This is a genomic window from Cronobacter sp. EKM101R, from assembly GCF_963888145.1.
Classification (GTDB): domain Bacteria; phylum Pseudomonadota; class Gammaproteobacteria; order Enterobacterales; family Enterobacteriaceae; genus Cronobacter; species Cronobacter turicensis.
The window spans coordinates 1-23,799 of sequence record NZ_CAWPHW010000052.1; the positions used below are offsets into that span (position 1 = coordinate 1).

General features: G+C 57.6%; 23 protein-coding genes. 19 read left to right on the forward strand and 4 right to left on the reverse strand.

The genetic code is table 11. The features are described from left to right. Positions 1-205 precede the first annotated feature (205 nt). A complete protein-coding gene (gene rsmC / locus AACV31_RS19215) occupies positions 206-1,234 on the reverse strand; it encodes a 16S rRNA (guanine(1207)-N(2))-methyltransferase RsmC (RefSeq protein ID WP_075197440.1) in 1,029 nt (342 codons plus the stop codon). A gap of 105 nt (positions 1,235-1,339) precedes the next feature. On the opposite strand from rsmC, the gene AACV31_RS19220 reads away from it, so the two are divergent. The 13 genes from AACV31_RS19220 (at position 1,340) to deoD (ending at position 13,908) form a co-directional block, all read left to right on the forward strand. Continuing rightward, the gene (locus AACV31_RS19220; RefSeq protein ID WP_165155794.1) at positions 1,340-1,750 is read left to right on the forward strand and encodes a DNA polymerase III subunit psi; all 411 of its coding nucleotides are present in this window, start codon (positions 1,340-1,342) and stop codon (positions 1,748-1,750) included. Continuing rightward, positions 1,719-2,162 carry a ribosomal protein S18-alanine N-acetyltransferase gene (gene rimI, locus AACV31_RS19225; protein WP_165155796.1) on the forward strand — a complete coding sequence of 148 codons (444 nt, stop codon included), beginning with the start codon at positions 1,719-1,721 and terminating at the stop codon, positions 2,160-2,162. The genes AACV31_RS19220 and rimI overlap by 32 nt, the downstream gene beginning before the upstream one ends. 20 nt (positions 2,163-2,182) lie before the next feature. Continuing rightward, positions 2,183-2,860, forward strand: coding sequence for a pyrimidine 5'-nucleotidase (gene yjjG, locus AACV31_RS19230; RefSeq protein WP_165155798.1), 678 nt, complete (start codon positions 2,183-2,185; stop codon positions 2,858-2,860). Between the two features lie 91 nt (positions 2,861-2,951). Then, positions 2,952-4,541 (forward strand): peptide chain release factor 3, encoded by a 1,590-nt coding sequence (prfC, locus tag AACV31_RS19235; protein WP_012815183.1) that lies wholly within the window; start codon positions 2,952-2,954, stop codon positions 4,539-4,541. Between the two features lie 411 nt (positions 4,542-4,952). Then, positions 4,953-5,567 carry a molecular chaperone OsmY gene (osmY, locus tag AACV31_RS19240; protein WP_075197444.1) on the forward strand — a complete coding sequence of 205 codons (615 nt, stop codon included), beginning with the start codon at positions 4,953-4,955 and terminating at the stop codon, positions 5,565-5,567. Positions 5,568-5,694: 127 nt separating this feature from the next. Then, positions 5,695-5,856 carry a DUF1328 domain-containing protein gene (locus AACV31_RS19245; RefSeq protein ID WP_002437547.1) on the forward strand — a complete coding sequence of 54 codons (162 nt, stop codon included), beginning with the start codon at positions 5,695-5,697 and terminating at the stop codon, positions 5,854-5,856. 113 nt (positions 5,857-5,969) lie between these two features. Further along, the gene (locus AACV31_RS19250) at positions 5,970-7,112 is read left to right on the forward strand and encodes a patatin-like phospholipase family protein (protein ID WP_165155800.1); all 1,143 of its coding nucleotides are present in this window, start codon (positions 5,970-5,972) and stop codon (positions 7,110-7,112) included. Continuing rightward, a complete protein-coding gene (locus tag AACV31_RS19255) occupies positions 7,109-7,894 on the forward strand; it encodes a TatD family hydrolase (RefSeq protein WP_165155802.1) in 786 nt (261 codons plus the stop codon). The genes AACV31_RS19250 and AACV31_RS19255 overlap by 4 nt, the downstream gene beginning before the upstream one ends. Before the next feature lie 123 nt (positions 7,895-8,017). Continuing rightward, the gene (locus tag AACV31_RS19260; protein ID WP_007767246.1) at positions 8,018-9,295 is read left to right on the forward strand and encodes a NupC/NupG family nucleoside CNT transporter; all 1,278 of its coding nucleotides are present in this window, start codon (positions 8,018-8,020) and stop codon (positions 9,293-9,295) included. Positions 9,296-9,631: 336 nt separating this feature from the next. Continuing rightward, on the forward strand, positions 9,632-10,411 hold the full coding sequence (gene deoC / locus AACV31_RS19265; protein WP_007767250.1) for a deoxyribose-phosphate aldolase: 780 nt from the start codon (positions 9,632-9,634) through the stop codon (positions 10,409-10,411). Positions 10,412-10,514: 103 nt separating this feature from the next. Then, positions 10,515-11,837, forward strand: a complete 1,323-nt coding sequence (gene deoA, locus AACV31_RS19270; RefSeq protein ID WP_165155804.1) for a thymidine phosphorylase — start codon at positions 10,515-10,517, stop codon at positions 11,835-11,837. Positions 11,838-11,889: 52 nt separating this feature from the next. Beyond that, positions 11,890-13,113: a phosphopentomutase gene (gene deoB, locus AACV31_RS19275; protein WP_007767258.1), complete on the forward strand. Its 1,224-nt coding sequence runs from the start codon at positions 11,890-11,892 to the stop codon at positions 13,111-13,113. Between the two features lie 75 nt (positions 13,114-13,188). Next, a complete protein-coding gene (gene deoD / locus AACV31_RS19280; protein ID WP_007767260.1) occupies positions 13,189-13,908 on the forward strand; it encodes a purine-nucleoside phosphorylase in 720 nt (239 codons plus the stop codon). A gap of 147 nt (positions 13,909-14,055) precedes the next feature. Here the strand turns inward: deoD and lplA are convergent, their stop codons facing one another. Next, positions 14,056-15,072 (reverse strand): lipoate--protein ligase LplA, encoded by a 1,017-nt coding sequence (gene lplA, locus AACV31_RS19285; protein ID WP_165155806.1) that lies wholly within the window; start codon positions 15,070-15,072, stop codon positions 14,056-14,058. A 48-nt stretch (positions 15,073-15,120) separates the two neighbouring features. After that, complete coding sequence (locus tag AACV31_RS19290) at positions 15,121-15,783, reverse strand: YtjB family periplasmic protein (RefSeq protein ID WP_165155808.1); 663 nt, start codon at positions 15,781-15,783, stop codon at positions 15,121-15,123. 106 nt (positions 15,784-15,889) lie between these two features. On the opposite strand from AACV31_RS19290, the gene serB reads away from it, so the two are divergent. The 3 genes from serB to nadR all read left to right on the forward strand — a co-directional run bounded on the left by serB (position 15,890) and on the right by nadR (position 19,580). After that, the gene (gene serB, locus AACV31_RS19295) at positions 15,890-16,861 is read left to right on the forward strand and encodes a phosphoserine phosphatase (protein WP_161589670.1); all 972 of its coding nucleotides are present in this window, start codon (positions 15,890-15,892) and stop codon (positions 16,859-16,861) included. Positions 16,862-16,872: 11 nt separating this feature from the next. Then, positions 16,873-18,255: a DNA repair protein RadA gene (radA, locus tag AACV31_RS19300; protein WP_075197451.1), complete on the forward strand. Its 1,383-nt coding sequence runs from the start codon at positions 16,873-16,875 to the stop codon at positions 18,253-18,255. 92 nt (positions 18,256-18,347) lie between these two features. Beyond that, positions 18,348-19,580: a multifunctional transcriptional regulator/nicotinamide-nucleotide adenylyltransferase/ribosylnicotinamide kinase NadR gene (nadR, locus tag AACV31_RS19305; protein WP_105538109.1), complete on the forward strand. Its 1,233-nt coding sequence runs from the start codon at positions 18,348-18,350 to the stop codon at positions 19,578-19,580. A 414-nt stretch (positions 19,581-19,994) separates the two neighbouring features. On the opposite strand, the gene AACV31_RS19310 is transcribed toward nadR, so the two are convergent. Further along, on the reverse strand, positions 19,995-20,996 hold the full coding sequence (locus tag AACV31_RS19310) for a zinc-binding alcohol dehydrogenase family protein (protein WP_165155810.1): 1,002 nt from the start codon (positions 20,994-20,996) through the stop codon (positions 19,995-19,997). 116 nt (positions 20,997-21,112) lie between these two features. Between AACV31_RS19310 and AACV31_RS19315 the strand changes: the two genes are divergently transcribed. The 3 genes from AACV31_RS19315 to AACV31_RS19325 all read left to right on the forward strand — a co-directional run bounded on the left by AACV31_RS19315 (position 21,113) and on the right by AACV31_RS19325 (position 23,797). Next, on the forward strand, positions 21,113-22,027 hold the full coding sequence (locus AACV31_RS19315) for a LysR family transcriptional regulator (RefSeq protein WP_165155812.1): 915 nt from the start codon (positions 21,113-21,115) through the stop codon (positions 22,025-22,027). A 331-nt stretch (positions 22,028-22,358) separates the two neighbouring features. After that, positions 22,359-23,135 carry an ABC transporter permease gene (locus AACV31_RS19320; RefSeq protein WP_075197455.1) on the forward strand — a complete coding sequence of 259 codons (777 nt, stop codon included), beginning with the start codon at positions 22,359-22,361 and terminating at the stop codon, positions 23,133-23,135. After that, positions 23,132-23,797 carry an ABC transporter ATP-binding protein gene (locus AACV31_RS19325; RefSeq protein WP_161589673.1) on the forward strand — a complete coding sequence of 222 codons (666 nt, stop codon included), beginning with the start codon at positions 23,132-23,134 and terminating at the stop codon, positions 23,795-23,797. Before AACV31_RS19320 ends, AACV31_RS19325 begins: the two co-directional genes overlap by 4 nt. Positions 23,798-23,799: the final 2 nt, after the last annotated feature.

Consider the following 23,799-nt stretch of genomic DNA (forward strand, 5'->3'; position numbering starts at 1 on the left):
GGGGGACTTGAACCCCCACGTCCGAAGGACACTAACACCTGAAGCTAGCGCGTCTACCAATTCCGCCACCTTCGCATACCAGCAATACCGGGAAGTATTGCAACCACGGAGGCGCATTCTAGATGTTTTCTGGACTTCGTCAACACTTAATTGCATGCCGCTTTTCTGAATGGTGCAAAAAGCGGCATTCGACGCGTGAACAGGCTTAACGCTTCGCGTTGCGGCCCATTACGGCGCGATACACCTTAAAGCGGCCGGTTTGCGCCAGCACTTCGTGGTTGCCGAAGGTTTCGTCCAGCACATTGGGATAGGGCAGAAACGCGTTGGCCACAATACGCAGCTCGCCGCCGATATTCAGATGGCGTACAGCGCTGCGGATAAGCGTCTGCGCGGCTTCAAAGCTGGTCTCCATGCCGTCGTGGAACGGCGGGTTGGAGATAATCATATCGAAGCGGCCTTTGATTTCAGAGAAGACGTTGCTTGCAACCACTTCACCTTCAAAACCGTTCGCGGCAAGCGTCGCGCGGCTCGCCTCTACCGCAGGCGCGCTCACGTCGCACAGAGTCAGACGCACTTTCGGCGAATGGCTCGCCAGCACCGCCGCCAGCACGCCCGTGCCGCAACCGACATCCAGCACTTTGCCTTTGGTATGCGGCGAAAGGGTAGAGAGCAGCAGATCGCTGCCGACATCCAGCCCGTCGCGGCTGAAGACGCCCGGCAGGGTTTTGATGGTCAGCTCATCGACCTGATATTCGCCCCACCAGCCGTCAGCATTGAATTCCGGCTGTTTTTCGAGACGGCCATGATAAAGCCCGCAGCGGCGCGCGCTGTCGATTTTATTCAGCGGGCAGTAAGCTTCGAGCATCGCCTCGGCGCTGCGCACGCCGCTGCGGTTTTCGCCGACGACGAAAATATCGGTGCCGACCGGCAGCAGCGACAGCAGATTCATCAGCTGGAACTGGGCCTCCGGTTTGTTCTTCGGCCAGTAGTAAATAAGGGTATCGCTGTCCGCCACGATATCGGCGTCGGCGACCAGGCCGTAGCGCGCGTTATCGCCCATCGGCTTGCTCAGCACCTGCCAGTGGTGGAACTGCTGCGTATGCGCGCGGCTTTGCGCGGTATCAAAACGCGCCGGCAGGTCATCCTGCATATCGCCGGCAAACAGAACGCGGCTTTCGGTAAAATCATCACTGTGGCGCAGCAGAACTTCGCTTGCCGGGGAAAAACCAGACATGAAACACTCCTTCGGAAACTTGAGGGGCGATTATAGTGGTTTGTTGGCGCATGTTCGACGGATTTGCTATATTTGCGCCCCTTCGGCACTGATTCAGGCATCCCTATGACATCCCGACGAGACTGGCGATTACAGCAACTGGGCATTACCCAGTGGGTATTGCGTCGACCCGCCGCGCTGCTGGGTGAAATCGCCATTGTGCTGCCTCCTCATATCCGCCTGGTCATGGTGGCCGCCGAGCCGCCGCCGCTTACACAGCCGTTCGTTAAAGATGTGCTGCGCGCGCTGGCGCTTACTGCCGACCAGGTGATGCAGTTAACCCCCGATCGCGTGGCGATGCTGCATGACGCCCACTGCAACAGCTGGTGTCTGGGCGTGGACGCGACGCCTGAGCTGCCCGGTATCCGGCTGGTGACGCCGGGGCTGGAAACGCTACAGCGCAGCGGCCCGGCGCGCGCCGATCTCTGGCAACAAATTTGCGAGCATGAAGATGATTTCCTTACTCCAGAGCGCTGATCTGGCGGCGGCGTTCGCGATTGAACAGCGCGCCCATGCGTTTCCCTGGAGCGAAAAAACCTTCGCCAGCAATCAGGGCGAACGCTATCTGAATCTGCGTCTTGATGTCGACGGCACGATGGCCGCGTTTGCGATTACCCAGGTCGTGCTGGATGAAGCCACGCTATTTAATATCGCGGTCGACCCTGCGTTTCAGCGTCGCGGCCTTGGCCGTGCGCTGCTTCTGCATCTTATCGAGGCGCTGGAGACGCGCGGCGTGCTGACGCTCTGGCTCGAAGTGCGCGCCTCGAATCACGCGGCGCGCGCGCTCTATGAGAGCCAGGGCTTTAACGAGGCGACGATTCGCCGCAACTATTACCCGACGTCCGACGGGCGCGAAGACGCCATCATCATGGCGCTACCGTTGGGCTGATAATCAAGAAAGGTGACGTAATGAAGTGGGACTGGATTCTTTTTGACGCTGACGAAACGCTGTTTACTTTCGACGCCTTTGGCGGCCTGCAGCGCATGTTCCTGGACTACAGCGTAACGTTTACCGAGCAGGATTTTCACGACTACCAGGCCGTGAATAAGCCGCTATGGGTCGATTACCAGAACGGCGCTATCAGCGCGTTACAGTTGCAGCACCAGCGTTTTCAGGGTTGGGCCGATCGCCTGAGCGTGCCGGCAGGCGATCTGAACAGCGCGTTTTTAAACGCGATGGCGGAGATCTGCGCGCCGCTGCCGGGTGCGGCGTCGCTGCTGGAATCGCTCAAGGGCAAAGTAAAGCTTGGCATCATTACTAACGGCTTCACGGCGCTGCAGCAGATCCGTCTTGAGCGCACCGGTTTTCGCGACTATTTTGATTTACTGGTTATTTCCGAACAGGTCGGCGTGGCGAAACCCGCCCCGGAAATCTTCGATTATGCGCTGGAGAAAATGGGCAATCCCGAGCGCTCGCGCGTGCTGATGGTGGGTGACACGGCGGAATCCGATATTCTGGGCGGCATCAATGCCGGGTTCGCGACCTGCTGGCTTAACCACCACGGACGCATACTGCCGGAAGATATCGCCCCGACCTGGCAGGTCACCTCGTTAAGTGAACTGGAGCAACTGCTGTGTAAACAATGATTGTCTGACCCTGGCAGATGGGTAAAATAGCCGCATTTTTCGCTCACTCGCCGCGTGGCGCCTGGCCGCGCGCTTACACAGAAGATTGATTATGACGTTGTCTCCTTATTTGCAAGAGGTGGCCAAGCGCCGCACTTTTGCCATCATTTCGCACCCGGACGCCGGTAAAACGACGATCACCGAAAAGGTGCTGCTGTTCGGACAGGCGATTCAGGTCGCCGGTACGGTGAAAGGCCGCGGATCCAACCAGCATGCCAAATCGGACTGGATGGAAATGGAAAAGCAGCGTGGGATTTCTATTACCACCTCCGTGATGCAGTTCCCTTACCATGACTGTCTCGTTAACCTGCTGGACACCCCGGGCCACGAAGACTTCTCGGAAGACACCTACCGCACGCTGACGGCGGTGGACTGCTGTCTGATGGTTATCGATGCCGCAAAAGGCGTTGAGGATCGCACCCGTAAGCTGATGGAAGTCACCCGTCTGCGCGACACGCCGATCCTGACCTTCATGAACAAACTCGACCGTGACATCCGCGATCCGATGGAGCTGCTGGATGAAGTGGAAAACGAGCTGAAGATCGCCTGCGCGCCGATCACCTGGCCGATTGGCTGCGGCAAACTCTTTAAAGGGGTTTACCACCTTTATAAAGACGAAACCTACCTGTACCAGACCGGGCAGGGTCACACCATTCAGGAAGTTCGCATCGTTAAAGGGCTGGACAACCCGGAGCTGGACCAGGCCGTCGGCGACGAGCTGGCCGCGCAACTGCGCGACGAGCTGGAGCTGGTGAAAGGCGCCTCGCATGAGTTTGACCGTGAGCTGTTCCTGAGCGGTGAAATCACCCCGGTATTCTTCGGGACCGCGCTCGGCAACTTCGGCGTCGATCATATGCTGGATGGTCTGGTGGAGTGGGCGCCTGCGCCGATGCCGCGTCAGACCGATGGCCGTGTGGTTGAGGCGAGCGAAGAGAAGTTCTCCGGTTTCGTGTTTAAAATTCAGGCCAACATGGACCCGAAACACCGCGACCGCGTGGCATTCATGCGCGTGGTGTCCGGCCGCTATGAGAAAGGCATGAAGCTGCGCCAGGTGCGTACCGGTAAAGATGTGGTTATCTCCGACGCGCTGACCTTTATGGCGGGCGACCGCTCGCACGTGGAAGAAGCCTACCCGGGCGACATCATCGGTTTGCACAACCACGGCACCATTCAGATTGGCGACACCTTTACGCAGGGTGAATCCATGAAGTTCACCGGTATCCCGAACTTCGCCCCGGAACTGTTCCGCCGTATCCGCCTGAAAGATCCGCTCAAACAGAAACAGCTGCTGAAAGGGCTGGTTCAGCTGTCGGAAGAGGGCGCGGTGCAGGTGTTCCGTCCGCTTTCCAACAACGATCTGATTGTCGGCGCGGTCGGTGTGCTGCAGTTTGATGTCGTCATGTCGCGTCTTAAGAGCGAATACAGCGTTGAGGCGATTTACGAATCGGTCAACGTGTCGACGGCCCGTTGGGTGGATTGCGACGACGCGAAGAAATTCGAAGAGTTTAAGCGTAAGAATGAGATCCAGCTGGCGCTGGACGGCGGCGATAACCTGACCTACATCGCGCCGACCATGGTCAACCTCAACCTGACGCAGGAACGTTACCCGGATGTAACCTTCCGTAAAACACGCGAGCACTAATCCCCTTCAGGACGCGGCCAGCCCGCGTCCTGCCTCGTTTCCCCGCCCTTTTTCCGCGATGCGGAATGTTCTTAAATTCCTGCTTTCTCAGCTGTTTTGGCGTTTTTTCCCGCCGTTTGCCAGGCGTTTTTGCGAAGCTGATCTATATTTAACACTGTGATGACAACGTCGTCGGGATGAAATGCCGCTAAGTGCTTCTCATCAGGTGATTAATCATCATAAACGTTAATATTGCCATATTAATAACTGAGTTTTCGCAAGGTAACGGCTGACTGTCTGACTAACCCTCTGATAATGCCTTGCCGGTACGGCGCGAATAACTCATCAGCGGTGCTTATGCCTGCTGTTAGGAAAAGCCGCTGACGTGGCGGCTTGCGGCTCAAATTCTGAGCAAACCACAGGAACGAATCGATGAACAAGACTAAGATTTCAAAAACTCTGCTGGCTGTTGTGTTGGGTTCTGTCATGGCGTCCTCTTCTGCATTCGCAGAAAACTCCGCCGCTGAAAGCACCAAATCTACCGCGGATAGCGCAGGGCAAAAAATCGATAGCTCTATGAATAAAGTCGGTAACTTCATGGACGATAGCGCCATCACCGCTAAAGTTAAAGCGGCGCTGGTAGATGACGAACAGATTAAGAGCACCGACATCTCTGTGAAAACCGAGAAAAGCGTAGTGACGCTGAGCGGCTTTGTGGAAAGCCAGGCCCAGGCCGAGGAAGCGGTGAAAATCGCCAAAGGCGTTGAGGGCGTCGCTTCTGTAAGCGACAAGCTGCACGTACGCGACGGTAAAGACAAGTCGGTGAAAGGTTATGCGGGCGACGCGGCCACCACCAGCGAAATCAAAGCGAAACTGCTGGCGGATGACATCGTTCCTTCGCGTAATGTGAAAGTCGAAACCACCGACGGTGTGGTGCAGCTTTCCGGTAACGTCGAGTCTGAAAAACAGTCTCAGCGCGCCGAAAGCATCGCAAAAGCAGTTGATGGCGTGAAAAGCGTCAAAAATGATTTAAAAGTGAAGTCGTAACAGGCAAGCCCCTCTCCCGGTTTGCGCCGGGAGGGAAGGTAAGCACTATCAGCTGGATGACACCGCCAGTGGACGCTGCGTTCATTAAGAAGCGGTATAAAGATTAACTATGGTAAAGGAGAGTCTTATGTTTCGTTGGGGCATTATCTTTCTGGTTATCGCGTTGATTGCGGCCGCTCTGGGCTTTGGTGGCCTGGCAGGCACCGCAGCAGGCGCAGCGAAAATCGTATTTGTTGTGGGTATTATTCTGTTCCTGGTTAGCCTTTTTATGGGCCGTCGACGCCCATAGTGTGATAAAAAGATAACTGACAGACGGCAAAGCCAGTCCTTGTGACTGGCTTTGCTGGTTTATGGCATCGTAAAACGTTCGCGCGGCGCGCGACGATAAAACAGGAAAGCAGGGTGGGACAACGTATTCCCGTAACGCCAGGCAGCATAGCGCCTCTGGCGGTGAAACCGTTTCGTCCCGGCAAGCTGGCTATCGTCTGTGAAGGTGGCGGCCAGCGCGGGATCTTTACAGCCGGCGTGCTGGATGAATTCATGCGCGCGCAATTCAACCCGTTCGATTTCTTTCTCGGCACGTCTGCCGGGGCGCAAAACCTCTCAGCCTATGTCTGTAACCAGCCCGGTTATGCCCGGCGCGTTATCACCCGCTTTACCACCTCTCGCGATTTCTTCGACCCGGTGCGCTTTGTGCGCGGCGGCAATCTTATCGATCTCGACTGGCTCACCGAAGCCACCGCCGCGCGTATGCCGCTTCAGATGGGCAACGCGATGCGGCTTTTCGATGCCGGCAAAGCGTTTTATATGTGCGCGTGCCGTCGCGATGACTACGCACCCGGCTATTTCGCGCCGCAGGAAAAGGACTGGCTTGATATTATTCGCGCCTCCAGCGCCATTCCTGGCTTCTATCGCCCCGGCGTGGATATTGACGGCGTGAACTACTTCGACGGCGGCGTCAGCGATGCGATCCCGGTGCGGGAGGCGGCGCGCCTCGGCGCCACGACGCTGGTGGTTATCCGCACCGTACCGTCGCAGATGTACTACACGCCGCAGTGGTTTAAACGCATGGAGCGTTGGCTCACCGACAGCAGCCTGCAACCGCTGCTTAATCTGGTGCAGCACCATGAAACCACTTACCGCGAGATTCAGGAATTTATCGAAAACCCGCCTGGTAAGCTGCGCATTTTTGAAATCTCTCCGCCCCGCGCGCTCACCAGCATGGCGCTCGGCAGCCGTCTTCCGGCGCTGATGGAAGATTACAAACTGGGGCGTCTGTGCGGGCGCTATTTTCTCGCCACCGTGGGCAAACTGATGGTGAGCAAGCCGCCGCTGCGCCGTTACGGTACGCCGCCGTTAGTCCCGGTCGCTGAACCGACCGCGGTTGCCGCGGCGGCGGACGTGCTGATGCCCATCGTACCGGAGACGACTATCGTGGTGCCGCCCGCGACCGTCGCCAATGACGCGCTCGACGCGCTCGACGCGCCGCTGGTGAAAGCCGAGCAGGCGAACGACGCGACGTTCAACGATGAGGATCTGGCATGACGCGACGCTTTATCGACACCCATTGCCATTTCGATTTTCCGCCGTTTACCGGCGCTGAGGCCGAAAGCCTGGCGCAGGCCGCCTCGGCGGGCGTGGAACATATTATCGTGCCCGCCATCGAGGCCGCGCGATTTGCGACGGTGCTGGAGCTTGCGGCGCGTTACCCGGCGCTGTGGGCGGCTATTGGTTTGCATCCCATCGTCATCGGCAACCATAACGACGCCAGTCTGGCGCTGCTGGAGCATCATCTGCAACAGCAGGCGGATAAGCTGGTGGCGATAGGCGAGATCGGGCTCGATCTCTATATGGAAAATCCGCTGTTTGAGCGCCAGGAGGCGATTCTGGACGCCCAGTTGCGGCTCGCGAAACGCTATGATCTGCCGGTGCTCCTGCATTCGCGCCGCACCCACGATAAACTCGCGATGCACCTTAAGCGCCACGCGCTGCCCTGTACCGGCGTGGTGCATGGGTTCGCGGGCAGCCTGCAACAGGCGCAGCGCTTTGTGGATCTCGGCTACCGCATCGGCGTCGGCGGCACCATTACTTACCCGCGCGCGCAAAAGACGCGCGACGTCATGGCGCAACTACCGCTTTCTGCGCTACTGCTGGAAACCGACGCGCCGGATATGCCGCTGAACGGCTGGCAGGGTCAGCCGAACCGCCCCGAGCGGGTTAACGGCGTGTTTGACGTGCTTTGCGAACTGCGCGCCGAGCCGCCCGATGTCATCGCCCATACCCTCCTTGAAAACACCCGCGCGCTCTTCCCACGCCTCAAAATGTGACCGACGGTCCACGCTTGCTTAAAAAAGCGTAAAGCGTCTGGATTTCAGGCGATTCCCTGTCGTTAAATCGCCGCGCCTGCGCGCGCGGGACAACATAATTCACTCATTACACAGGGATACTGTATGCAAATATTGATGGGGCTGGTGGGGATGCTGGCGCTGCTGCTGATAGCGGTCGCACTCTCCAGTAACAGAAAAGCAATTAATCTGCGCACCGTGGTGGGCGCCTGGCTGATTCAGATAGCCATCGGCGCGCTGGTGCTCTATGTGCCTGCGGGGCGTAAAGTGCTGCTGGCGATGTCCGAAGGCGTGGCGAACGTTATCGCTTACGGCAACAGCGGCATCTCGTTTCTCTTTGGCGGGCTGGTGTCGGACAAAATGTTCGAGGTGTTTGGCGGCGGCGGGTTTATCTTCGCGCTGCGCGTCCTGCCGGTTATTGTCTTTTTCTCCTCGCTTATCGCGGTGCTCTATTACCTCGGCATTATGCAATTAGTTATCCGCCTGCTGGGCGGCGCGCTGCGCAAAGTGCTGAAAACCTCCCGAACCGAATCGCTCTCGGCGACCGCCAATATTTTTGTTGGCCAGACCGAGGCGCCGCTGGTGGTGCGCCCTTACATCGCCACGATGACCCGCTCTGAACTCTTCGCGGTCATGTGCGGCGGCCTGGCGTCTGTGGCGGGCTCGGTACTGGCGGGCTACGCCCAGATGGGCGTGCCGCTGGAATATCTGATTGCCGCGTCCTTTATGGCCGCACCTGGCGGCCTGCTGTTCGCCAAAATCATTATCCCTGAAACAGAAACCCCGCACGACGCGCCGCATCTGGACGCCGCGCAGCACGATCCTGACCGCCCGTCGAACGTGCTGGACGCCGCCGCCTCCGGCGCATCCGCCGGGATGCAGCTGGCGCTTAACGTCGGCGCGATGCTGCTGGCGTTTGTGGCGCTTATCGCGCTGCTTAACGGGATGCTCTCCGGCATCGGCGGCTGGTTTAATCACCCGGAGCTGTCGTTGCAGCTGATCCTCGGCTGGGTGTTCTCGCCGGTAGCCTGGCTGATTGGCGTGCCGTGGGATGAGGCGATGGTCGCAGGTTCGTTTATCGGCCAGAAGCTCATCATCAACGAATTCGTGGCGTATATGAATTTTGGCGAATACTTGAAAGAAGACGCCGCAGTGGCGGCGGCGGGCTTACAGGTCCTCTCCGATCACACCAAAGCGATTATCTCTTTCGCACTGTGCGGATTTGCTAACCTTTCTTCTATCGCCATCCTGATTGGCGGGCTGGGCAGCATGGCCCCCAACCGCCGTCACGAAGTCGCGCAGCTTGGGCTGAAGGCCGTGGCGGCCGGTACGCTCTCTAACCTGATGAGCGCGACGATTGCCGGATTGTTTCTGGCGCTGTAGTCTTGTGTGAAAATGTTATTATTTTCACATTTTCTGTGACGCTCAGGCTGGCTTCGCGCCAGCCTTTTTATTTTCTGCGCGTGATTCTGACTGTCATAATGTTGTGTTAATCACATATAATGGCGCAAAGTATGCAATCCTTACTTTGTAATTTGTGAAACAAGACACAAAATCAGACTGCCTGTGAGTGTTAGAATTTTAACATTGATAGCAATGATGTGCGGTGAGACGGATCTCAGCGTGACGGCGGACGACGCCGCTCTTCTTCATGGAACCACGACCGCTCCAACGTGTTGAGTTTCTCACCCGAGATGCATTTTTTTGTTGGAGAAAGTTATGACCGATTTAACCAAAAGCAGCCTGCGTGCGCTGCAGCTGATGGACCTCACCACCCTGAATGACGACGACACCAATGAAAAAGTGATCGCCTTATGTCATCAGGCCAAAACCCCGGTGGGCAACACCGCCGCGGTCTGTATCTACCCGCGCTTTATCCCGATCGCCCGTAAAACCCTGAACGAACAGGGTACGCCGGATATCCGTATCGCTACCGTGACCAACTTCCCGCACGGCAATGATGATATTGATATCGCGCTGGCGGAAACCCGCGCGGCTATCGCCTACGGCGCAGACGAAGTGGACGTGGTCTTCCCGTACCGCGCGCTGATGGCGGGCAATGAGCAGGTCGGCTTTGATCTGGTGAAAGCCTGTAAAGACGCCTGCGCGGCGGCGAACGTGCTGCTGAAAGTGATTATCGAAACCGGCGAACTGAAAGAAGAGGCCCTGATTCGCAAGGCGTCTGAAATCTCCATCAAAGCGGGCGCTGATTTCATCAAAACCTCAACCGGTAAAGTGCCGGTGAACGCGACGCCTGAAAGCGCGCGCATCATGCTGGAAGTGATCCGCGATATGGGCGTTGCGAAAACCGTTGGCTTTAAACCGGCAGGCGGCGTGCGTACGGCGGAAGACGCGGCCAAATATCTGGCGGTCGCGGATGAACTGCTGGGCGCCGACTGGGCCGATGCCCGTCACTACCGCTTTGGCGCGTCCAGCCTGCTGGCGAGCCTGCTTCAGGCGCTTGGCCACGGCGACGGTAAAAGCGCCAGCAGCTACTAAGCCGCGTTGTGCCTGATGACGCGTCGCGCATCAGGCCAACCGATTCACCGGGCGGGGGCTTCACGCCACCCGCCATCGTTCTTCCTTATTCACGGGGGGTACCGTGTTCCTCGCTCAAGAAATAATTCGTAAAAAGCGCGACGGTCATGCGCTCAGCGACGAAGAGATCCGCTTCTTTATTAACGGCATTCGCGATAACACCGTGTCCGAAGGCCAGATCGCCGCGCTGGCGATGACGATTTTCTTTCACGACATGACAATGCCGGAGCGAGTTTCGCTGACGATGGCGATGCGCGATTCCGGGACCGTGCTGGACTGGAAAAGCCTGAACCTCAACGGCCCGGTCGTGGATAAACACTCTACCGGCGGCGTGGGCGATGTGACCTCGCTGATGCTCGGTCCGATGGTCGCGGCCTGCGGCGGGTACATCCCGATGATTTCCGGACGCGGCCTGGGCCACACCGGCGGCACCCTCGATAAACTGGAAGCGATCCCAGGGTTTGATATTTTCCCGGACGACAATCGCTTTCGCGACATTATTAAAAACGTGGGCGTGGCGATTATCGGCCAGACCAATTCGCTGGCGCCTGCGGATAAACGGTTTTACGCCACGCGCGACATCACCGCGACCGTCGATTCAATTCCTCTGATCACCGCCTCGATCCTCGCGAAAAAACTCGCGGAAGGGCTGGATGCGCTGGTAATGGACGTGAAAGTGGGCAGCGGGGCGTTTATGCCGACCTATGCGCTGTCTGAAGAGCTGGCGCAGGCGATCGTCGGCGTGGCGAACGGCGCGGGCGTGCGCACGACCGCGCTGCTGACCGATATGAACGAAGTCCTGGCCTCCAGCGCCGGTAACGCGGTGGAAGTGCGTGAAGCGGTGCGGTTCCTGACCGGCGATTACCGCAACCCGCGTCTGCTGGAAGTGACCATGGCGCTGTGCGTCGAGATGCTGCTCTCCGGCGGGCTTGCGAAAGACGACAGTGAGGCGCGCGCGAAACTGCAACAGGTGCTGGATAACGGCCAGGCGGCGGAGATTTTCGGGCGTATGGTGGCGGCGCAAAACGGCCCGGCGGATTTTGTTGAAAACTACGATCGTTATTTGCCGGCGGCCACGCTCAGCAAAGCGGTCTATGCCGACCGTTCCGGCTTTGTCACGCAAATGGATACCCGCGCGCTGGGCATGGCGGTCGTGGCCATGGGCGGCGGTCGTCGTCAGGCGTCTGACAGCATTGATTACAGCGTCGGCCTGACTGATATGGCGCGCCTGGGCGAGCAGGTTGACGGCGAACGTCCGTTGGCCGTTATCCACGCGAAGAGCGAAGCAAGCTGGCAGGAAGCGGCGGCAGCCGTTAAAGCGGCCATCAAAGTTGACGATACGGCGGCGAAAGCGTCACCGGTTGTCTATCGCAGAATCAGCGAATAAGTGGCATACTGATCTGATCACTTTTTTACAGCGCAATAGGTACGGAGAAAATATGAAACGTGCATTTATTATGGTGCTGGACTCCTTTGGTATTGGCGCAACGGAAGACGCGGAACGCTTCGGCGACGCGGGTTCTGACACCCTTGGGCATATCGCCGAGGCCTGCGCCAAAGGTGAAGCAGACATCGGCCGTAAAGGTCCGCTGCATCTGCCGAATCTGACGAAGCTGGGCCTTGCGAAGGCGCATGAAGGCGCCACTGGCTTTATTCCTGCCGGGATGGACGGCAATGCGGAAATCACCGGCGCTTACGCCTGGGCGCATGAGCTTTCATCCGGGAAAGACACGCCGTCAGGCCACTGGGAAATCGCCGGCGTGCCGGTCCTGTTCGACTGGGGCTACTTCACCGATGAGAAAAACAGCTTCCCGCAGGAGCTGCTCGACAAGCTGGTGGAACGCGCGAACCTGCCGGGTTACCTCGGCAACTGCCACTCCTCCGGGACGGTGATTCTGGACGAGCTGGGCGAAGAGCACATGAAAACCGGCAAGCCGATTTTCTATACCTCCGCCGACTCCGTTTTCCAGATTGCCTGCCATGAAGAGACGTTTGGCCTGGACAGACTTTACGAGCTGTGCGAAATCGCGCGTGAAGAGCTGACCGAAGGCGGCTATAACATTGGCCGTGTTATCGCGCGTCCGTTTGTCGGCGATAAAGCAGGCAACTTCCAGCGTACCGGCAACCGTCACGACCTGGCCGTTGAGCCGCCGTCGCCGGTCGTGCTGAAAAAGCTGGTGGATGAGAAGGGCGGTCACGTGGTGTCTGTCGGTAAAATCGCGGATATCTACGCCAACATGGGCATCACCAAAAAAGTGAAAGCCACCGGGCTGGATGCGCTGTTTGACGCCACCATCAAAGAGATGAAAGAAGCGGGCGACAACACCATCGTCTTCACGAACTTCGTGGACTTTGACTCCTCCTGGGGCCATCGCCGCGATGTCGCGGGCTACGCGGGCGGCCTTGAGCTGTTCGACCGCCGCATGCCGGAGCTGCTGGAGCTGGTAGGCGAAGATGACATCATCATCTTTACCGCTGACCACGGCTGCGACCCGACCTGGAAAGGCACCGACCATACCCGTGAGCACATTCCGGTACTGGTCTACGGCCCGAAAGTGAAACCGGGCTCGCTGGGTCACCGCGATACCTTCGCGGATATCGGTCAGACCGTCGCCAAATACTTTGGCTTGTCTGACATGGACTACGGCAAAGCGTTATTTTAACTGACCCTGGTCAGTTTGCAGGCCGGGTGGGCTGCCGCCGCCCGGCTACATAAAAGACTAAAAAAGGAAACAGAGATGGCAACCCCACATATTAACGCTGAGATGGGCGATTTCGCGGACGTTGTGCTGATGCCGGGCGACCCGCTGCGTGCGAAACACATCGCAGAAACGTTCCTGGAAGACGTGCGCGAAGTGAACAACGTGCGCGGCATGCTGGGTTTCACCGGGACTTACAAAGGCCGTAAGATTTCCGTCATGGGCCACGGCATGGGTATCCCGTCCTGCTCTATTTACACCAAAGAGCTGATCACCGATTTCGGCGTGAAGAAAATCATCCGCGTGGGCTCCTGCGGCGCGGTACGCGCAGACGTTAAGCTGCGCGACGTGGTTATCGGCATGGGCGCGTGCACCGATTCCAAAGTGAACCGTCTGCGTTTTAAAGATCACGATTTCGCGGCCATCGCGGATTTCGACATGGTGCGTAACGCGGTAGACGCGGCGAAAGCGCTGGGCGTTGATGCGCGCGTGGGCAACATTTTCTCTGCCGACCTGTTCTATACGCCGGACCCGTCTATGTTCGATGTGATGGAAAAATACGGCATCCTGGGCGTGGAAATGGAAGCGGCAGGCATCTACGGCGTGGCGGCGGAATTCGGTGCGAAAGCGCTGACCATCTGCACCGTGTCCGACCATATCCGTACCCACGAGCAGACCACCGCGGCAGAGCGTCAGACCACGTTTAACGACATGATCAAGATTGCGCTGGAATCCGTGCTGCTGGGCGATAAAGAATAAGTTTTCGCGTGTTTAAAGTGAAAGAAGAGGGCGCCGCGGCGCCCTTTTTTATTGGGCGTTGTCGGTCAGTTGAAGCTTTGGAGCGCACCCACCAGTGGCACAGGGTTTTGTAGGGTGGGTAAGCGCAGCGCACCCACCAACAGCAGCTTACCGCACCGCCTGCGCCATCCACGCGCCCACTTCGCGCAATTCCGCGGCCTGGGCGGGAAACTCGCTCGCTAACGCCTCGCAGGCCTGCTGCAACGCACCGGCCTGATACACGCAGCCCTGTAGCCGGTTCGCCAGCGCCTCCAGCGGCGCCGGGTTCAGGCTATCGGTAAAAAGCTGCGTGCGGGTGATATGCCCCTTTTCCACGTCGAAATGCAGCTCCACGCCGCCCCAGACGAATCGCTCGTCCAGTTGATGCGTGAAGGCGGGCGCCTGGCCGAAATTCCACTCCCAGCTGCTCTGGCGGGCGAACGTCTCGGCAAAGCCAGGCAGATCCGGGAACGCGTCGGGCGAAATCACCTCGGCGGACACCTGCTCGCCGTAATACGTGAAAAACGCGTCCGTCACGGCGTCGCAGATCTGCGCATGCGTCACGCCGGGTTTGAGATCGTTAATATTGGCGACGCGCCCGCGCACGGAGGTGATCCCCTTCGCCTGGAGCTTTTTCTTATCCGGGTTCAGGTAATTCGCGAGCCGGCTCAAATCGGCGTTCAGCAGCAGCGTGCCGTGGTGAAAGCCGCGATCCATCGTCTCGCGGTAGGCGGAGCCGGAAATTTTGCGCGGCCCTTCGGCGGTTTCCACCACCAGATCGTTGCGCCCCGAGGCTGTTGCCGGAATGCCAAGCTGCGCCAGCGCGTTAATCACAATCGTCGTGGAGACGCTTTTGTCATACTCCGGTTTGCCCGCCATAAAGGTAAAACAGGTATTGCCGAGATCGTGGAACACCGCGCCGCCGCCGCTGCTGCGCCGCGCCAGCCGGACATTATCTTCCTCCATCCGGCGGGTGTTGCACTCTTTCCACGGGTTCTGCGCCCGGCCAATTACGACGGTATCGGCGTTGCGCCAGAGGAACAGCACGCGCTGGGTGGCAGGCATCTGGCGGAAGATGCACTCTTCCACCGCCAGGTTAAACCAGGGATCGTACGAATCGGAAATAAGCAGGCGTAAAGAGGACACAGGCGTTTTCCCTAAAGCATTGAAGAACGCCCATTATACCACGCGGCGTCAGGCGCGTTTGTCATCCACAGGCGTCTTAGGCTCACTCTCTTCTTCCGGTACGGATTTGCTGGCGGTGAGCAGGAACGGCGACTGCTGCCAGCGGGTACGTTTGCCCTGAAGCAGCGTGCGGGTCAGTACGATGCCGATAGCGAGCGCCAGCAGCATCATCAGGCGCAGAATATTGGTGGTGTTATCCACCTGGCGCGCTTCGGTCGGCAGGCTGTGGGTGTCGAGCGTGAGCCGCAGGTAACCTACCGGGCCGTTTTTATCCTGCACCGGCTGGACAATCTGCTGGTTAAAATAGCTGCCCGCTTTTTTGCCGTCGAGCGCCAGCCGGTCGCGTACGTTTACGCCTTCGCCCGCGCGGGCGATCAGTTCGCCTTGCTGGTCATACACGCTGGCGTCAAGGATACGGCTCTCTTCGGTGAGCTGGCTGAGGATAGCGCCGACGCGTTTTTCATCCGGGTTTTCGCCCTTAATCAGCGGAACCAGGCTGTAGCTGACCTGGCGGGCCAGCGTGCGGGCGAGCTCTTCCATCTGGATATTGCGCGACTGCTGATGGCTCTGGCTAAACCAGGACGCGCCCTGCATCAGCGCCACCAGCAGCGCCAGACAGATAAGTACAATCACTGCGCGATGCAGCCGAAATTTGAGTTTTGCCCGGGCCATAAAGTACCTGCTTAAATTTTGAAGCTTAATGTTGCCAGAAGCGCCGCAGACAAGGTAGCCTCATGCGTTGTTTTGTCCCGCCCCGATACTATTTACAGGAGCCTGAATGCCGAACAGTCTTACCTGGTGCGACCTGCCAAACGAGGTCTCCCTCTGGCCTGGATTGCCCCTTTCTTTAAGCGGTGATGAAGTCATGCCGCTGGATTATCACGCTGGCCATAGCGGCTGGCTCCTGTACGGACGGGGTTTAAATAAGCAGAGTCTGACCCAATATCAGCACAAGCTCGGCGCGGCGATGGTTATCGTTAACGCGTGGTGCGTGGAAGATTATCAGGTGATCCGCCTTGCGGGCTCGCTGACGCCGCGCGCGACGCGTCTGGCGCATGATTCAGGTCTCGACGTCGCGCCGCTCGGCAAAATTCCTCATCTGAAAACGCCAGGCCTGCTGGTGATGGATATGGATTCCACCGCTATCCAGATTGAATGCATTGATGAAATCGCAAAACTTGCCGGTACCGGCGATGAAGTGGCGGACGTCACCGAGCGCGCCATGCGCGGCGAGCTGGATTTCGCGGCCAGTCTGAAAGCGCGCGTCGGCACGCTGAAGGGCGCGAGCGCCGATATCCTGCACCAGGTGCGCGACGCGCTCCCTTTAATGCCTGGACTGACCTCGCTGGTGCTGAAGCTGCATTCGCTGGGCTGGAAAGTGGCGATCGCCTCCGGCGGTTTTACGTTCTTCGCGCAATATCTGCAGGACAAACTTCACCTGGACGATGTGGTCGCCAATGAACTGGCGGTGGAAAACGGCGTTTTTACCGGTGACGTGACCGGCCAGATTGTCGACGCCCAGTTTAAGGCGCAGACCCTGCAACGCCTGGCTGAAAAATATGAGATCCCGACGGGCCAGACCGTCGCGATTGGCGATGGCGCCAACGACCTGCCGATGATCCAGACGGCGGGGCTGGGAATCGCCTATCACGCTAAACCGAAAGTGAATGAAAAGACGGAAATCACTATCCGTCACGCTGACCTGATGGGGGTTTTCTGTATCCTTTCAGGCAGCCTTAACCAGAAATAAAGAGGTAAAAGGTGGCGAAAGCTCCAAAACGCGCATTTGTCTGTAACGAATGTGGTGCGGATTATCCGCGCTGGCAGGGGCAGTGCAGCGCCTGTCATGCCTGGAATACCATCACGGAAGTGCGCCTCGCCGCCTCGCCGCAAGCGGCGCGCAATGAACGGCTTTCCGGCTACGCGGGCAACGCGGGCGTGGCCAAAGTCCAGAAACTGTCGGACATCAGCCTTGAGGAGCTGCCGCGCTTCTCCACCGGCTTTAAAGAGTTCGACCGGGTGCTGGGCGGCGGCGTGGTGCCGGGCAGCGCCATTCTGATTGGCGGCAACCCGGGCGCCGGGAAATCGACGCTGCTGCTGCAAACGCTCTGCAAGCTCGGCGAGCAGATGAAGACGCTCTACGTCACCGGCGAGGAGTCGCTGCAACAGGTGGCGATGCGCGCGCATCGTCTCGGCCTGCCTACCGCTAATCTCAACATGCTTTCGGAAACCAGCATTGAGCAGATCTGCCTTATCGCCGAAGAAGAGCAGCCGAAACTGATGGTGATCGACTCCATTCAGGTGATGCACATGGCCGACGTTCAGTCGTCGCCGGGCAGCGTCGCGCAGGTGCGTGAAACCGCCGCCTACCTGACGCGCTTTGCGAAAACCCGCGGCGTGGCGATTGTGATGGTCGGCCACGTGACCAAAGACGGTTCGCTGGCGGGCCCGAAAGTGCTGGAGCACTGTATCGACTGTTCCGTCCTGCTGGACGGCGACGCCGATTCGCGCTTTCGCACGCTGCGCAGCCATAAAAACCGTTTCGGCGCGGTGAATGAGCTCGGCGTCTTCGCCATGACGGAGCAGGGGCTGCGCGAAGTCAGCAACCCGTCGGCGATTTTCTTAAGCCGTGGCGATGAAGTCACTTCCGGCAGCTCGGTCATGGTCGTCTGGGAAGGAACGCGCCCGCTGCTGGTGGAGATTCAGGCGCTGGTGGACCATTCGATGATGGCGAACCCGCGGCGCGTGGCGGTGGGCCTTGAGCAGAACCGTCTGGCGATCCTGCTCGCCGTGCTGCATCGTCACGGCGGTCTGCAAATGGCGGATCAGGATGTGTTCGTCAACGTGGTCGGCGGGGTGAAAGTGACCGAAACCAGCGCCGACCTGGCGCTGTTGCTGGCGATGGTATCGAGCCTGCGCGACCGTCCGCTCCCGCAGGATCTGGTGGTGTTTGGCGAAGTGGGCCTCGCAGGCGAAATCCGCCCGGTGCCGAGCGGCCAGGAGCGTATTTCCGAGGCGGCGAAGCACGGTTTCCGCCGCGCCATCGTTCCCGCCGCCAACGTGCCGAAAAAGGTGCCGGAAGGCATGCAAATTTTCGGCGTGAAAAAACTGGCGGATGCGCTGGCTGTTTTTGACGACCTATAATCATTAAACCACTGTTTTCTGGCGGGTAGCGCGTGGCTTACCCGCCTTTCGTATTTTATCGATCCGGCACGCTCATTCAGCAGGAGGCTCTTGTGTCATCATTCGATTATCTCAAAACCGCGATCCGTCAAAAAGGCTGCACGTTACAGCAGGTGGCGGATGCTAGCGGCATGACCAAGGGCTATTTAAGCCAGCTTCTTAACGCCAAAATCAAAAGCCCGAGCGCGCAAAAGCTCGAAGCGCTGCACCGTTTTCTTGAACTGGAATTCCCGCGCAGGCAGAAACGCGTCGGCGTGGTGTTCGGCAAGTTTTATCCGCTGCATACCGGCCATATCTATCTGATCCAGCGCGCCTGTAGCCAGGTTGATGAGCTGCACATCATCATGGGCTATGACGAAAAGCGCGACCGCACGCTGTTTGAAGAGAGCGCGATGTCGCAACAGCCGACCATCAGCGACCGTCTGCGCTGGCTGTTGCAGACCTTTAAATACCAGAAAAACATCCGCATCCACGCCTTTAACGAAGAGGGCATGGAACCGTATCCGCACGGCTGGGACGTCTGGAGCGAAGGCATCAAAGCGTTTATGGAAGAGAAGGGAATCGAGCCGGATTCTATCTATACTTCCGAAGAGGCCGACGCGCCGCAGTATCGCGAACATCTCGGCATCGAGACCGTGATTATCGACCCGAAACGCACCTTTATGAATATCAGCGGCGCGCAGATCCGCGCCAACCCGTTCCGCTACTGGGAGTACATCCCTACCGAAGTGAAACCGTTCTTTGTGCGTACGGTGGCGATTCTGGGCGGTGAATCGAGCGGGAAATCGATGCTGGTGAACAAGCTCGCCAATATTTTCAACACCACCAGCGCCTGGGAATATGGCCGCGATTATGTGTTTTCGCACCTCGGCGGCGACGAGATGGCGCTGCAATATTCCGATTACGACAAGATAGCGCTCGGTCACGCGCAATATATTGATTTCGCGGTGAAATACGCCAACAAAGTGGCATTCATCGATACCGATTTCGTGACCACGCAGGCGTTTTGCAAGAAGTATGAAGGGCGCGAGCACCCGTTTGTGCAGGCGCTGGTGGATGAATACCGTTTCGACCTGGTGATCCTGCTGGAAAATAATACGCCATGGGTAGCGGACGGGTTAAGAAGCCTCGGCAGCTCGGTGGATCGCAAAGAGTTTCAGTCGCTGCTGGTGTCGATGCTGGAAGAAAACAATATCGAGTATGTGCACGTTGAAGAGCCAGATTACGACTCGCGTTTTCTGCGCTGCGTGGAGCTGGTGAAGCAGCTGATGGGCGAGCAGGCGTAGCGGGCGGTTGTTTTCAGGGTATGGTGGGTGCGCTGCGCTTACCCACCCTACAAACACACTCGCTTTTACCGTAGGGCGGGTAAATAACGTGCACCCGCCGAGGGTATGAATGTTCAAAGGTGGGTGCGCTGCGCTTACCCACCTTAAAAAGACGCTCACGTTTCCCGTAGGGCGGGTAAGCCACGCGCACCCGCCATGTAAGGTGGTGTTCATGTAAAAAAGGTGGGTGCGCTGCGCTTACCCACCTTACAAAGACGCTCACGTTTCCCGTAGGGCGGGTAAACAACGTGCACCCGCCATGTAAGGTGGTGTTCATGTAAAAACGGTGGGGGCGCTGCGCTTACCCACCTTACAAAGACGCTCACGTTTCCCGTAGGGCGGGTAAACAACGTGCACCCGCCGTGGCTGCCGTCATTAAAATTCCACGACCACTTTGCCGCGCATATGGCCTTCCAGCACCTTCTGATGCGCCTTGCTGATGCTCTCAACGCTCAGGCCGTGGAAGGTCTCGCTCAGCGCGCTCTCCACTTCGCCGGCATCCACCAGCGTCGCCACTTCATTGAGGATCTCGCCCTGGCGCGCCATATCGGTGGTCTGATACATGCTGCGGGTATACATAAACTCCCAGTGCAGCGCGGCGGATTTTGACTTCAGCGCATCCTGATCCAGCGGGTGCGCATTCTCCACGATGCTGCAAATATGTCCCTGCGGCGCGATAAGCTGGCTCACGGCCGCCCAGTGGCCGTCGGTATCATTCAGAATGAAAATAAAATCGACATACTTAATCCCCTCTTTTGCAAGCTCACCTGGCAGATCGCGATAGTTCACCACCAGATCCGCGCCGCGATCGCGGCACCACTGCGCGGAATCTTCACGCGAGGCGGTAGCGATAATTTTTACCTTGCTGTGCAAACGCGCGAACGGAATGGCAAGCGAGCCCACGCCGCCTGCGCCGCCGATAATCAGCAGCGTCTTGTCTTCACCGGCATTCTGAATCGCCAGACGCTCGAATAAGCCTTCCCAGGCGGTCAGCGCCGTCAGCGGGATAGCGGCCGCCGCGGCCCACGAAAGCGTGCGCGGTTTATGCCCCACGATGCGGGAATCGATCAGCTGATGGCTGGCGTTGCTGCCAGAGCGGGTGATATCCCCGGCGTAATAGACTTCATCGCCCGGTTTAAAACCGCTGACCTTGCTGCCGACGGCGGTGACCACGCCGCTGGCGTCCCAGCCCAGCACGCGCGGCTCCTGCAAGCCGTTCTTCTGCAGGCTCGCATGCACTTTCGTATCCACCGGGTTGATGGAAACCGCTTTGATTTCCACCAGCAGATCATATTCGCCCGGCTGAGGCATCGGCTGAGTGATCTCAATAAAGTGTTGCGGGGAATCCGGGTTAACGGCAATCGCTTTCACAGACATGTCAGGTTCCTTTCGGTGCGTTCAGTAAGGGACAGATTGACTGTAGTCTATTCATGCCGCAGCAGGGTGATAAGATGGACAATCCAGAACGGCGTGTTCGTGGGAGATGAACAATCATGTTTAAGCAATTACAGGATATGGCGCTTTTCGCGCTGGTCGCGGAGACGGGTAGCTTCACGGCGGCGGCGCAGAAAGCGGGCCTGCCGAAGTCAAGCGTCAGTCAGCGCATCAGCCAGCTTGAAGCGCACGTCGGGCTGCGGCTGCTTAATCGCACCACGCGCACGCTAAGCCTGACGTTTGCGGGCGAGCACTATCTGGTGCATTGCCGTGAAATGCTTGATGCCAGCGAACGCGCCGATCTCGCCGTGCAGCGCCTGCGTGACAACCCCAGCGGCAGATTGCGTATCACCAGCCCGGCAGGTATCGGTGCGACGCTGCTGGCGCGCATGAACGCCGAGTTTCTCGCCAGATACCCGGATATCACGCTGGAGGTGTTTATCTCCGACGACGTGCGGGATCTCGTTATGGAAGGGTTTGACGTGGCGCTGCGCACCGGTAAACCGCAGGATTCTTCGCTGATTGGCCGCAAGATTGGTCACTGCCCGCGTTACTTGCTCGCCTCGCCAGCTTATCTGGCGCAGCATCCGCCGCTGACGCACCCGGCGCAACTGGCGGAGCATCGGGTTATCGTTCACCGCGCCTGGACGGAGTGGCTGCTCCAGCGCGACCGCGAGCTTTACCGCTGCCACCTGAATCAGATGCACCAGACCGATAATCTTCTCTATGCCCGTGAAAGCGCGCTGGCAGGGGCGGGTGTGACGCTGCTGCCCGCTTTTTTACTGGATGACACGCTAAAACAAGGCACGCTTATCAATATTCTGCCTGAATGGACCGTCACCGGTAACGATCTCTATCTGGTCTATCCGGGGCGCAAACTCAACGCCCCCGCGTTGGTCAGCTATATCAACTTTGCACTGGAATATGAAGGTGTGGCTCAGTTTTACGATAAATTATCGAGTTTTGTCTCATAATGAATATTTTTATTATTTAATATCTAAAAATAGGTAAATAGAAAAGCATCAAAAATTAACCTCTCCAAAAAAAGAAACCCACTATAAGTTATTTATGGGGATAATGCTTTGTGATATTTTACGCGCCTGAATTATTGTCACACGCTTCTGTTGCCGCAATGATAATTGCGAAAAATGAATTGGTGTATTTCATTTTTACCGCTTATGAGTGCATAGGCGGTTACGTATATGTTGCTGTTATTTACTTCTGCTGGCGAGAGTGTATTTCACAAAGCTATGGGTATATCCCATAGCGGTAGCCTGTTCACAGCACTAAAACCAGGATTTTTTTATGAAAAGGCATGGGCTGGATGTCCAGCGCGCCACTGTGCTGGCGCTATTTTTAAGAGAGATAAAAACGCGGTTCGGCAAGTTCCGTCTGGGTTACTGCTGGGCGCTGCTTGAGCCGTTACTGCATCTTGCCATCCTGCTGTTTGTGCTGGATTTCGTGATGGAGCGGACGCTGCCGGATATCTCATTCCCCGTCTTTTTATTAAGCGGCATTATTCCCTATTTTATTTTCAGTCATATTACGAATCGCTCTATTAATGCTATTGAAGCGAACCAGGGGCTTTTTAATTATCGCCCGGTAAAACCCATTGATACGATTATTGCGAGAACGCTACTGGAAGCGGGGATTTATATCGCCGTTTATCTGGTGCTGCTCGCTCTGCTGGCGGTAGCGGGTGAAGCGTTTACCTGTTCGCACCTGTTAATCCTGTTCAGCGTCTGGTGCTGTCTGGTGATTTTTTCCTTCGGCGCCGGGTTAATTTTTATGGTCATCAGCAGCGCCTTTCCGGAGGCTGAAAAATTTCTGCCGCTGCTGACGCGCCCGCTCTATTTCATCTCCTGCGTGATGTATTCACTTAATACGATCCCTCAGGAATATCAACGCTGGGTCGCGTGGAACCCACTGGTGCATGTGGTGGAGCTGACGCGTGAATCGCTGGCGGCAAGCTATGAGAGCGAGGGCGCGAGCCTGACTTATCTTGCTGTCAGCACGCTGGTCGTGCTGTTTACCGGCCTCGCGCTTTATCGTCATCAGGAAGAGGCGATGCTCACCTCATGATCGCTATCGAAAATCTCACTAAATCGTACCGCACGCCGGCTGGGCGGCATTATGTCTTTAAGGATCTTAATCTGACGCTGCCGTCTGGTAAGAGCGTGGCGCTGATTGGTCGTAACGGGGCGGGGAAGTCCACGCTGCTGCGCATGATTGGCGGCACGGATAACCCGGACCATGGGCGGATCGTCTCCAGCGCGTCGATCTCCTGGCCGGTCGGGCTGGCGGGCGGCTTTCAGGGCAGCCTCACCGGGCGCGAAAATGTGAAATTCGTGGCGCGGCTTTACGCCGCTAAAGACGAAGTGCGGCAAAAAGTCGCGTTCGTGGAGGAATTCGCCGAACTCGGAAAATATTTTGATATGCCGGTAAAAGCCTACTCTTCCGGTATGAAAGCGCGTCTCGGATTCGGGCTGAGCATGGCCTTCCGGTTTGATTACTATCTGGTGGACGAAGTGACCGCTGTGGGCGATGCGAGCTTTCGTAAAAAATGCGAAACGCTGTTCGAGGAGCGCCACCGCGAATCCTGTTTTTTAATGGTGTCGCATAATCTCAATTCGCTAAAACAGTACTGCGATGCGGCGGTGTTTATCGGCCGGGAAAACCACGTGCATTTTTACGACAGCGTTGATGATGCCATTGACGCGTATAAAGCACAGGAGAACCTGTAAAC

What these genes read in the sequence shown, in the direction of transcription:
- AACV31_RS19260 (WP_007767246.1), top strand. Translation starts at nt 8,018, where the DNA reads ATGCAAATATTGATGGGGCTGGTGGGGATGCTGGCGCTGCTGCTGATA.
- serB (WP_161589670.1), top strand. Translation starts at nt 15,890, where the DNA reads ATGCCGAACAGTCTTACCTGGTGCGACCTGCCAAACGAGGTCTCCCTC.
- AACV31_RS19245 (WP_002437547.1), top strand. Translation starts at nt 5,695, where the DNA reads ATGTTTCGTTGGGGCATTATCTTTCTGGTTATCGCGTTGATTGCGGCC.
- AACV31_RS19320 (WP_075197455.1), top strand. Translation starts at nt 22,359, where the DNA reads ATGAAAAGGCATGGGCTGGATGTCCAGCGCGCCACTGTGCTGGCGCTA.
- prfC (WP_012815183.1), top strand. Translation starts at nt 2,952, where the DNA reads ATGACGTTGTCTCCTTATTTGCAAGAGGTGGCCAAGCGCCGCACTTTT.
- osmY (WP_075197444.1), top strand. Translation starts at nt 4,953, where the DNA reads ATGAACAAGACTAAGATTTCAAAAACTCTGCTGGCTGTTGTGTTGGGT.
- AACV31_RS19290 (WP_165155808.1), bottom strand. Translation starts at nt 15,783, where the DNA reads ATGGCCCGGGCAAAACTCAAATTTCGGCTGCATCGCGCAGTGATTGTA.
- AACV31_RS19310 (WP_165155810.1), bottom strand. Translation starts at nt 20,996, where the DNA reads ATGTCTGTGAAAGCGATTGCCGTTAACCCGGATTCCCCGCAACACTTT.
- AACV31_RS19315 (WP_165155812.1), top strand. Translation starts at nt 21,113, where the DNA reads ATGTTTAAGCAATTACAGGATATGGCGCTTTTCGCGCTGGTCGCGGAG.
- rimI (WP_165155796.1), top strand. Translation starts at nt 1,719, where the DNA reads ATGAAGATGATTTCCTTACTCCAGAGCGCTGATCTGGCGGCGGCGTTC.
- deoC (WP_007767250.1), top strand. Translation starts at nt 9,632, where the DNA reads ATGACCGATTTAACCAAAAGCAGCCTGCGTGCGCTGCAGCTGATGGAC.
- yjjG (WP_165155798.1), top strand. Translation starts at nt 2,183, where the DNA reads ATGAAGTGGGACTGGATTCTTTTTGACGCTGACGAAACGCTGTTTACT.
- AACV31_RS19325 (WP_161589673.1), top strand. Translation starts at nt 23,132, where the DNA reads ATGATCGCTATCGAAAATCTCACTAAATCGTACCGCACGCCGGCTGGG.
- deoB (WP_007767258.1), top strand. Translation starts at nt 11,890, where the DNA reads ATGAAACGTGCATTTATTATGGTGCTGGACTCCTTTGGTATTGGCGCA.
- AACV31_RS19220 (WP_165155794.1), top strand. Translation starts at nt 1,340, where the DNA reads ATGACATCCCGACGAGACTGGCGATTACAGCAACTGGGCATTACCCAG.
- AACV31_RS19255 (WP_165155802.1), top strand. Translation starts at nt 7,109, where the DNA reads ATGACGCGACGCTTTATCGACACCCATTGCCATTTCGATTTTCCGCCG.
- deoD (WP_007767260.1), top strand. Translation starts at nt 13,189, where the DNA reads ATGGCAACCCCACATATTAACGCTGAGATGGGCGATTTCGCGGACGTT.
- rsmC (WP_075197440.1), bottom strand. Translation starts at nt 1,234, where the DNA reads ATGTCTGGTTTTTCCCCGGCAAGCGAAGTTCTGCTGCGCCACAGTGAT.